The following is a 10,231-nucleotide window of genomic DNA, read 5'->3' as shown; positions in this document are numbered from 1 at the left end:
TTGCTGTTTTATCAATTAGTGATAACAGTAGCGTTAACAGGAATTCAAGGTTTCTTGGGACATGTGCTTAAATCAGATATGGTAGCGGAATATATAGGATGGGAAAAAGGAAGTCCATTTCAAAAAGAATTAGGATATGGGATTTTATGAATATTGATTTAGAAAATAAAGTTGCAGTTATTACAGGGTGAGGAAGAGGGATAGGTAAGGCTATTGCAATATCATATGCTCTTAATGGCGCAAGAGTATGCTGCCTGTCAAGAAGTCAGAATGAAATTGATGAAACAGCGAGTTATATAAAAAGCCAAGGTAAAAGCGCAATAGCATTAAGTTGTGATGTTAGTAATTATATTGAATTAGAGAAGGCTTTTCAAAATATTTATAAAACTTATCGTAGAGTAGATATAGTAGTTATAAACGCGGGGGCTGATTGTGATAAAGCGCCAGTTGAGGAACTAAGTATTGAAGAGTGGAAGAAAGTAATGGATGTGAATTTTACAAGGGCATTATATACAGCTAAAGCAACAATTCCATATTTTAAGAAACAAGGAAGTGGGAAGATAATTACTGTTTGATGAGAAGAGATTTGTAATTCAGAGACAGTAAAATTATAGAAGATATTTATAAAGGTTGGAGACAATTATGAATAAAGATTTATTAGAAAAAACATTATTATATATTCAAGAGAAATTTCAAAATGATTATAGTGGCCATGATTATTATCACAGCATTAGAGTTTATAAATTAGCCACTTCTATTTGTAAAAGAGAAAATGCTGATTTGGAAATAGTGCAATTGGCTGCTTTATTACATGATGTAGATGATTATAAATTATTTGGTGGGAATGTGGGAACTTCTTCAAGTGCAGAAGTATTTTTAATGAGTAACAAAATAGCTGATATAAAAATAAAGGCTATATGTGACATAATTGAATCAATATCTTTCAAGGGGACGGACACACAAATACCAAAAAGCTTGGAAGGAAAAATAGTACAAGATGCAGATAGACTTGATGCAATAGGAGCTATTGGAATTGCAAGGACATTTGCATATGGAGGTAGTAAAAATAGAAGCATGCACATACCAAATGAAAAACCACGGGAAAATATGAATGTAGAAGAATATACCAAGTCTAAAGGAACAACAATTAATCATTTCTATGAAAAGTTGTTAAAGTTAAAATCTTTGATGAATACGGAAACAGCTAAAACTTTAGCCGAATCACGGCATAAATATATGGAGAATTTTTTAAATGAATTTTTTAATGAATGGGACGGCTTAATATAATAAGAATTATTCATTCATTTCTGAATTCTGTGTAAAGTTCTATGGTTTTAACTCCTTAATTCACGTTTTTAATTTATTTAATAAATCCAATTGAACAGAAGAAACTTTTTCTTGATAGCTTGGCATTTTAAGAGAAATTTCGTATTTATCACAAGCATTTTTTAATGCATACCCTAATCCATTTATATTTCTAGCAGAGCATCTGTATTTATCTCCGAAGCGTCTTTCATATTTTGCTTTAATTCCCGGGAAATTTTTATCTAAATGTTCATAATAGTATGCTCGTTGTCTATCTCTTAATGACATTCCCAGCCAAGGAACAATATATTTAACTCCATAATAATTAGCTTTATTAACAATATCGATTATATTTTCTTCAGTATCCTCAATAAAAGGGAGTATAGGCATCATTGTTATACATGTACATATTCCTAATGTAGAAAGAACTCCAAGAGCTTTAAATCTATCTGAAGAAGACGGAGCGAAAGGTTCCACTATTTTAGATAGGCTGTCATCAGTTGTAGTTATAGTCATTGCTACGGAAGCGTAAATTTTATTAATTTCCTGAAGTATATCAACATCTCTTAATATTAAATTGCTCTTTGTAGTAATATGGACTGCGTAGTTATAATTAGCTATTTCATCAAGGCAACCTCTAGTTAATAAGTATTTTTTTTCAGATATGGTATACGGATCTGTCATCGCACCAGTGCCCAAGCATCCTTTTTTTCTTTTACTTTTAAGTTCCTTTTTTAATAATTCCACTGCGTTTTTTTTTACAATAAGATCATCAAAATTATCCACTTTATAACATAAGCTTCTTGAGTCGCAATATATACAGCCATGTTCACACCCCCTATATATATTAAAAAGGTAGCTAGTTCCAAACCAACTTGTTGGTTTTTTATTTGGGGAAAGCAAGGTTTTGGCTTCTACTTCATGTATCATTATATAACAATCTCCTTTTATAAGATTATATTATGATTATTCATTGAATTTTAAATAATATTTTTGAAATGAACTGGTATGGATTATTATTCACTTACATATTAACCAGATTATACTATAAAATATGTATATTTTCTATTACAGAAAGTCAAAATAGCAATTTATATTAAAAAAATATATAGAATATTAGTTATACTATATATGAGAGGAGTTGTTTGCATGAAAACTAATTCAGATGTAATTTCAAAAGTTATTGATTTTATAGAAGAACACCTTACAGATGAAGAGGATCTAGATTTAGATAAAATAGCTGACATTGCGAGTTACTCAAAGTTTCATTTACACAGAATCTTTTCGCAGATTGTTGGATGCACAATGCACCAATATATTCAAAGAAGAAGATTAACTGAAGCCGCTAGACAACTTGTTTACACAGATAAATCAATTATTGATATAGCGTTTATCTCAGGTTATGAAACACAACAGTCTTTTACTTTAGCATTTAAAAGATTTTATCAAGAATCACCACAAGTATATAGAAAGAGAAAAGACTTTTGGCCTAAGCAGTTGAAATTTGAACAGCAAAGAATTGAACGAACTTCTTATTCAAACTTAAATATGAGATGCGAGGTGAAAGCAGCTTGAGTTTAATTCCATATGTTATTGAACAAACAAGTAGAGGAGAAAGAAGTTATGACATCTATTCTAAACTTTTAAAAGATAGAATTATTTTTTTAGGAGAGGAAGTAAGTGACTCTATTGCAAATCTTATAGTTGCACAGCTTATATTTTTAGAGGCAGAAGATCCGGATAAAGATATCCACTTATATATAAATAGTCCAGGAGGTTCTGTAACAGCTGGTTTTGCTATTTATGATACAATGAATTACATTAAGTGCGATGTATCAACTATTTGTGTTGGTATGGCAGCAAGCATGGGGGCTTTCTTACTTGCAGGAGGTGCAAATGGAAAAAGATTTGCTCTTTCAAACGCTGAGGTAATGATTCACCAGCCATCTGGTGGTGCAAAAGGTCAAGCTAGTGATATTAAAATTGCAGCTGAGCATATCTTAAAAAATAAGAGAAATCTAAATAAAATTCTTGCAGAGAATACAGGAAAGTCAATTGAACAAATTGAGGTTGACACAGATAGAGATAATTTTATGTCTGCAGATGAGGCAAAGGAATATGGTCTTATTGATGGAGTAATGAATAGGGAAAATAAAATAAACTATTAATTATTTATGTGAACAAGAATTGAATATGAACTATAATTTTATATGGAAATATTCTAAACAATATATATGGTTGGAATATTTCCGTATATATTGTCTAGAATTTTGCAATTTAACTGATAATGATTCTTTCTCGTATATTGATTCCTTACTTGGTAGTAAATAATCTACTAAATATTCAGTCCAACTCTTCTATCTTCAATAATTTTTTCTAATTCATCAGCTGCTTTAACAACATCATCTTCAATTAAAAGTTTGCCTCCTGTTAAGTTTACTAAATCTTCTTTTAAGACTTTTGTTACAACGTCACTTCCATCTATAAATGGAGATATCGCAACATGTAATGGTAGTCCTAGTGATAAACCAAATGCTGAATCGGCTAATGCTTGTTCTTCAAGCCATTGAGGTGCCGATAGTACTAGCGGAAGCTGAGGAATATCTATTCCCAAATTTTCTGCAAGTTCAGTTGCTACCATTTCTAATCTTCCAATTGCAAGACATGGTCCAAAGTTTAAAACTGGAGGTATTCCTAGTGTTAAGCATACATCCTTTAAATTATCTCCAGCAAGTTCAGCAGCACCAGGTGACATAAGTCCAACATTTTCAAGTCCTCCTGAAGAACAGCCTGCTGAAAGAACTAAAATATCTCTCTTTATTAATTCTTTAGTAAGCTCAACAGTGAATACGTCATGACCTTTTGCTGTTAAATTAGAACAACCTACTACGCCGGCAATACCTTTAATTTTTCCTTTTGCTATTAGGTCAATAAGTCCATTCCAATTTCCACCTAAGAATTCTTTTAATGATCCTTCACTAATACCAGTTACTACATCATCATGTCCATGATCTTTAGGAATATCAATTTCAACAGTATTTCTTCTATTTTTATAACTTTCTAATGCTTCCAATATGATTTTCTCACTTATTTCTTCTGCATCTTTCATATCAAAGTTTATAAAATCAGCATTTCTTTTTTTAGCTACATCATCTAAACAGATAGTTTTTACATTAAATCTTTCGGCAACAGTTTCAAGACCTGGTATAGTGCAATTAAATTCTGAAACAATTAAATCGATAGCGCCTGTTGCAAGCACTGCTTCACTTGTATAATTATTTCCAGCATGACCAGAAAAGACTTCAGTATAATGTTCACCTCTTAACTGTAAATCCTGGCCGACACATGTACAGCCGACTAGTCTAAAGCCTTTAGCACCTAAATCTTGCGCTTTTTTTGTAACAGCTGAATCTATTAATTTATCTTGCAAATGAGCAATATCAGAATGTTGATGCCCTGTTATCATTATGTTTATGTAATCTTCATCAATTACTCTGAAACCTACTTTTGCTTGTCTGATTTTTGGAGCACCAAGCATAACGTCATTTAAAAGATTTGTTAACACTAAACCATATATTCCTGTAGAAATTCCAAGCTCAAGTGCATGAAGCAACATATCCACAGGATCACTATTTAAGTTTGTTGAGGTCTTTACAAGAGCATCAAAAACTTCTGATTTAGCTCCACCTGGTAGTATGTTAAGTTCTTCCCATTTAGAATACCTTGGAGCATATGCTAATTTTTTTACTAGCTCCATTTTCTCAAATCTTGGTTTATATAAATCCTTTAAGACTTCATCGGCAACTTTTATGGCTTTGGTATTCATATTAGTTTCAACAACATCGAAAATTTCTGCAAGTTTATCTAAGGTTTCTGGACTCTTTATCTTAGTATTACCTTTCCCTTCCCCAATACTTTTTAGATTTCTTGCTGTTGTTTCTACAACATGGATATAACATGATGAGCCAGCTGCTACAGCTCTTAAAAAGTTTCTTGAAACTATAGTATCAGCATCAGCGCCACATATGCCTCTGGGTGAGCTTGGTGTTATTTTACAAGGACCATTTGAGCAAAGTTTGCAGCATACTCCATCTTTTCCAAATTTACATTTTGCCTTTTGTGTTTCTACTCTATTAAAAGATGTCTCCACTTCTTCTTTTGATGATAAAAATTCACATAATTTACAATCTGCTGATGTACACATTGACATATTAATCGTCTCCTTTTATTCTAATTAATTTATTTAAATACAAATTGATACTATACTTATTTGGTATACTTTCGTGCAAATATAAAAGGCTTTCGCCTTATATATTTTTTAGTAAATTACCAAGGATCATTTTTAAGTTCATCAAAATTTACCTTTTCTAATTCCTGTACCATTGTACTTTGAATATTCCCTAAAGCTCTATGTATAGAACAGTGGTCTGCTTTATTAGCGCTACAAGCTTGTTTATCATAAATACATCTAGTTACAATAATTGGACCCTGTATAGCTTCAACTACATCTTTTAAAGATATGTTTTTAGGATCTCTTGTTATAGCATAGCCGCCATTGACTCCTCTATATGATTTTACAATGCCTGCTTGAGTTAATTTTCTGGTTAATTTTAATAAAAACCTAAGAGGAATATTTCCCTTTTCTGATAAGGACTTGGCATCAAGTTTATTATCTAAACCTTCTTTACATAGCATAAGAACTATTCTGAATGCATAATCAGATTCTTGATTAATATTCATATATCTTGCTCCTTAAAGTATACCTGTTTGGTATAATTTATAATAATATAAAATCTTTTTGTTGTCAATATATTAATTTAAAGGAATGTAATGGATAATATGCAGGTTGTTTGATACATAGTGGTAAATATTCAAAGTTCATATGTAATATAGCTACAAACAATGAAAAAACACATGAAATTAAGAATAGATAAAATTTCCCGGGAAAAATTTAAGATTAGGTCAATTTTTTATTTATTAGTAGTGTTTTTACCGCTTGATTCTTACCATATATTTACTATAATTGTATATAAATAAATATTTTTATAATGAAAATAGGAGGATAATATGGTTGAAGTAAAATTAAAACTTGACAAAGGCACTCCTCAATACAGTTGCAATTCCTGTAGCAATTGTAAAAGTGTTTTTGGAAAGAGTTTATGTTCTATCAAGAATAGAGGATGCTGTTGGTATTTTCCTAAATTTACGCTGCATGAAATTCATAAAATGACCAAAAATCAAGATGGGCTGAAAACATTAAATAATATTATAAGTCTTCCTAAAGTAAAGATTTATAATTATTATATTCATGCAATAGGATATTTTGATGAAGCAGGTTATAAAGATTACATAGAGAGCAAAGAAAAATATCATTCTCGTGTGGCTGATAAATCTATTTTCTTTAGAGCTTGCCCCTTTGTGAAATCGGGAAAAGGCTGCACTTTGCCTAAAGAATACAGGAGCTATGTATGTAATTTTTATATTTGTGATGAAATAGTTTCAGAAATAGAAAATCACTGCGAATATAAAAATTATTTTAAGGAACGGAATAGTTATGTAAAATGGGTTGAGTGGGAAAATCATTCTTTAGAAATATTATTAAATGAAAGAAAGATAAATTTAGCGCATAATTTTAATGAAGTCTTAAATCTTTTAGAGAATACAGAATTAAGAGAATATGAATTTGTAAATTTAGGTCCAATCATAGTAGCTGATAAATTTAATAATGTAGTTCAAAAACTTGGTTAAAATAATGAAATGTTAATATTTATAATATATAGTATTAAGAACAGTAGGTAGTTATGTTTTATACAAAACTGCCTGCTATTTTAATTTTAAGATTAATATAAAATACTATTCATTGAAATAATATTTTTATGTTAAGCAAGGTAAAAACTAGTTTTTTTTAACATAATGATTACATTCTGAATATTATATAAATAAAGAAATTTATTTGGGGTGAGTATTATGTTTGGAGCTTTGATAGCCATGCTTACTGGAGTCCGAATAATGAAGAATATGGGAAGAGGAGTACGAGATATATTAAATGCTAGAAATCCTATAGATAGAGGGATGGAATTAGCTGGATATGGTTATGATCCAGAGCAAGATATATTTTATTGTAATATGAATCCATGGCAGAGAAATATGGGCTATAACCGCTTGTATGATGAAGCAATGGCGCCATTTGGAATGATAGTAGATTGTGAGCCAATCTATTTTGAATATAATAATAAAATATGGTTAATTGAAATATGGAAAGGACAATATGATTTAAATACTGGTTGTGAGATTGGAGTATATACTGCAGATAAACCAATTTTAAATATCCCTGAAGTGTATAAATTTATGTTCTATAACTGTGCAAATGATGAAGAAAGGTTAACAATGTCTTTTACTTTAAAAAAGAATGGTAAAATTCTTTTCTCAAGAGATGAGAAACATTGGTGGTTAGCTGGCTTTAAGCTTGGTGAATATTCAGAGCCATCAGAATTAGCAGTAAACCTAAATATTACTCTAAAAGATAATGTTATGTGTAATGCATTTATAGAAGCATTAAAAGATATAGGATATACAGAAGAAGAGATTATTAGAAATGGAAATACTGTAGGTATAACTTTTGACAAACCACACACCCCTCAACCAATTACAAGATTAGAAGAAACAGATAAGCTCATACAAGCAAAAAATAAAGTGCTATGTGAAAGATATAATGATATTACAAAGGTATATAATAGTTTCACTGATAAGATAAATGCAATTAAGAAATCAGCGCCTGAGATTTATTCAGAAATAGTAGATAAGGCAGCATTTAGAATTCATTTTAGGAGCATGGAGAATCCAGAAATTCATGGAAAATGATCAATGCATTTAGGCAGGAGATAAAATCCTGCCTTTAATATCCTAATCTTATTAGAGAAACCACTGAGCACGTATCTCAAAAAATATTTATAATTTACAAATATAAAATGAGTTTCCAATAAGTAACAATAATGATAATATAATAATAATTAGAATTATTGAAGAAAGCTTAAATTATAACTGGTAGTTAAGTGAGGAATTTAGAATGGATTTAAAACCTTGGAATGAAAAGTTAAAAGAATTAAGAAGCATTATTTTAAAAAATGATAAGTTTATAGAAGCTATGAATTTATGTTTAGAACTCCATGCTATGGTTCATTCATCTGAAATGTCAAATATGAGTACTATAACTTTTGAAGATGAATTATGGAAAGACTTAAATGAAGAAACGATTCGCACTGCAGTAAATGATAAAGGTCGTACAATTGCATATGGAATGTGGCATTCAGCTAGAATTGAAGATATTACCATGAATATATTAGTTAATAATGGAGAGCAGGTTATTAATTCAGGTAATTGGTTAAAGAAAGTAAATTCAATAATAAAGAATACTGGAAATCAATTAACAAATGAAGAAATATTAGAATTTAGTAAACATATAAATATAGAGGAACTTAAAAATTATAGAATTGCAGTAGGAAGAAAGTCTGAGGAAATTATAAAAAATCTTCAATTTTCTGATATGAAAAGAAAGATGGAACAGGATGGACTCAGGAGAATCTTAAATGAAGGTGCTGTTTCAGAAGATGAATCGGCTATTTGGTTAATAGATTTCTGGGGCAGAAAAAATGTTTCTGGAATTTTACTAATGCCTTTAACAAGACATCATGTAGTACATATTAATGAATCTTTAAGTGCTAAGAAGAAAAAGAGTAAGTAAGAATATATTATTAATCAAAAGAGTGATTTTATTACTAGAATTATTAAAAGTATTATGAAATGTGAGGGAATTATGTTATGAAATCTGTAATAATTTATTATTCATTGGATGGTAATACCAAATTTATTGCTAACACAATAAATGATGAATTGGGAGGGGATATGATAGAAATTAAGCCTAAAAAAGAGATTCCCAATAATGGTTTAATGAAATTTTTAATTGGTGGAAAGCAAGCAGTATTTGGTGAGAAACCTGAAATAGAGGAGGTAAAAGTTGATTTTACAAAATATGATTTAATTGTATTTGGTACTCCAATATGGGCAGGCAACTTTGCGCCTGTCTTTAATACATTCTTTGAGAAGAACTCTATTAAAAATAAAAAGATAATTTTATTCTGCTGTCACGGTGGAGGCAGGGAAGGGAAAGCATTTATTAAGTTTAAGGAAATATTAAAAGAAAATAAATTTTTAGGAGAGATAACAATTGAGGATCCACTAAAGAAAGGTGTTAATGATTTAGAAATAAAACAATGGATAAGAGATACCGCTAAATAGAAAAAGCATACTGGAACCTATTTTTAGAAAATTAAAATAAGGGGATGAACTATTAAAAGTTTATCCCCTATCATAGCAATTATAAGTTCCTTCATTCCTTTTTCTCTCAGCGCCACTGCTTATGTAAGACCCTTCTACAAGGTTTGTATAGCCTTTTTTTGAAATAATCGATTTTATATAATCTATATGAGGACATCTATCATAATGATAGTTATCATTTGATATGCAAGATGATAAATGGATCACAACCTCATCTTTGTTTATATTATTTTTAGTTTTTAATTTTTTAGAAAGATGTTCTAATTTAGCTGCAATACTTTTTCCACAACAACCACCACAAGTAAATGAAATATATCTAGTAGAATCATCATAATTACTAAAAACTGCATCCCTATTGTAAAAAGCGTTTGTGCAAGCAAAACCACTGCAACGGTTATGAGCAATATCGCATTGAATAATAACTACATATTTTTTATCCATTTTATTTTATCCCCCTTATATAAATAGTTTGCATAAGAAAATTCTTACTAAATGCATGCATTGACTTTTGTATATGATAATTATACAATCAATCTGGAATTGGAAAAAGTGCCAGTTTTGTTTAATTTATAGGATACAGTCTAATAGGGGA

General features: G+C 29.9%; 12 protein-coding genes. 8 read left to right on the top strand and 4 right to left on the bottom strand.

What is annotated here, in order from left to right; translation table 11 throughout:
• Window positions 1-200: 200 nt before the first annotated feature.
• Window positions 201-575, top strand: a complete 375-nt coding sequence (locus COL3_RS06685) for an SDR family NAD(P)-dependent oxidoreductase (protein WP_278286637.1) — start codon at window positions 201-203, stop codon at window positions 573-575.
• A gap of 67 nt (window positions 576-642) precedes the next feature.
• A complete protein-coding gene (locus COL3_RS06680; protein WP_008422945.1) occupies window positions 643-1,287 on the top strand; it encodes an HD domain-containing protein in 645 nt (214 codons plus the stop codon).
• 60 nt (window positions 1,288-1,347) lie between these two features.
• Here the strand turns inward: COL3_RS06680 and COL3_RS06675 are convergent, their stop codons facing one another.
• Complete coding sequence (locus COL3_RS06675; protein WP_008422947.1) at window positions 1,348-2,235, bottom strand: radical SAM protein; 888 nt, start codon at window positions 2,233-2,235, stop codon at window positions 1,348-1,350.
• Window positions 2,236-2,454: 219 nt separating this feature from the next.
• On the opposite strand from COL3_RS06675, the gene COL3_RS06670 reads away from it, so the two are divergent.
• Both COL3_RS06670 and clpP read left to right on the top strand, forming a co-directional pair.
• Window positions 2,455-2,880 (top strand): AraC family transcriptional regulator, encoded by a 426-nt coding sequence (locus COL3_RS06670; protein WP_008422949.1) that lies wholly within the window; start codon window positions 2,455-2,457, stop codon window positions 2,878-2,880.
• The gene (clpP, locus tag COL3_RS06665; protein ID WP_008422951.1) at window positions 2,877-3,473 is read left to right on the top strand and encodes an ATP-dependent Clp endopeptidase proteolytic subunit ClpP; all 597 of its coding nucleotides are present in this window, start codon (window positions 2,877-2,879) and stop codon (window positions 3,471-3,473) included. Before COL3_RS06670 ends, clpP begins: the two co-directional genes overlap by 4 nt.
• A 167-nt stretch (window positions 3,474-3,640) precedes the next feature.
• Here the strand turns inward: clpP and cooS are convergent, their stop codons facing one another.
• Together cooS and COL3_RS06655 are read right to left on the bottom strand one after the other, a co-directional pair.
• Window positions 3,641-5,515 carry an anaerobic carbon-monoxide dehydrogenase catalytic subunit gene (gene cooS, locus COL3_RS06660; protein WP_008422952.1) on the bottom strand — a complete coding sequence of 625 codons (1,875 nt, stop codon included), beginning with the start codon at window positions 5,513-5,515 and terminating at the stop codon, window positions 3,641-3,643.
• A 116-nt stretch (window positions 5,516-5,631) separates the two neighbouring features.
• Complete coding sequence (locus COL3_RS06655) at window positions 5,632-6,045, bottom strand: Rrf2 family transcriptional regulator (RefSeq protein ID WP_008422954.1); 414 nt, start codon at window positions 6,043-6,045, stop codon at window positions 5,632-5,634.
• A 327-nt stretch (window positions 6,046-6,372) separates the two neighbouring features.
• Here COL3_RS06655 and COL3_RS06650 point away from each other — a divergent pair, with 327 nt between their 5' ends.
• From COL3_RS06650 to COL3_RS06635, 4 genes are all read left to right on the top strand, one after another.
• Window positions 6,373-7,053 (top strand): hypothetical protein, encoded by a 681-nt coding sequence (locus COL3_RS06650; protein ID WP_008422960.1) that lies wholly within the window; start codon window positions 6,373-6,375, stop codon window positions 7,051-7,053.
• A 219-nt stretch (window positions 7,054-7,272) separates the two neighbouring features.
• The gene (locus COL3_RS06645; protein ID WP_035283272.1) at window positions 7,273-8,166 is read left to right on the top strand and encodes a DUF4474 domain-containing protein; all 894 of its coding nucleotides are present in this window, start codon (window positions 7,273-7,275) and stop codon (window positions 8,164-8,166) included.
• Window positions 8,167-8,371: 205 nt separating this feature from the next.
• The gene (locus tag COL3_RS06640; protein WP_008422965.1) at window positions 8,372-9,046 is read left to right on the top strand and encodes a hypothetical protein; all 675 of its coding nucleotides are present in this window, start codon (window positions 8,372-8,374) and stop codon (window positions 9,044-9,046) included.
• Window positions 9,047-9,123: 77 nt separating this feature from the next.
• Complete coding sequence (locus COL3_RS06635; protein ID WP_008422967.1) at window positions 9,124-9,600, top strand: flavodoxin; 477 nt, start codon at window positions 9,124-9,126, stop codon at window positions 9,598-9,600.
• Window positions 9,601-9,660: 60 nt separating this feature from the next.
• Here COL3_RS06635 and COL3_RS06630 read toward each other — a convergent pair whose 3' ends face one another.
• On the bottom strand, window positions 9,661-10,080 hold the full coding sequence (locus tag COL3_RS06630; RefSeq protein WP_008422969.1) for a CGGC domain-containing protein: 420 nt from the start codon (window positions 10,078-10,080) through the stop codon (window positions 9,661-9,663).
• Window positions 10,081-10,231: the final 151 nt, after the last annotated feature.

The sequence above is a fragment of the Clostridium sp. LS genome (genome assembly GCF_002760435.1).
Taxonomy (GTDB): domain Bacteria; phylum Bacillota; class Clostridia; order Clostridiales; family Clostridiaceae; genus Clostridium.
Note: the sequence above shows the minus strand (reverse complement) of the source record. Positions and strands in the feature narration are given on the sequence as shown.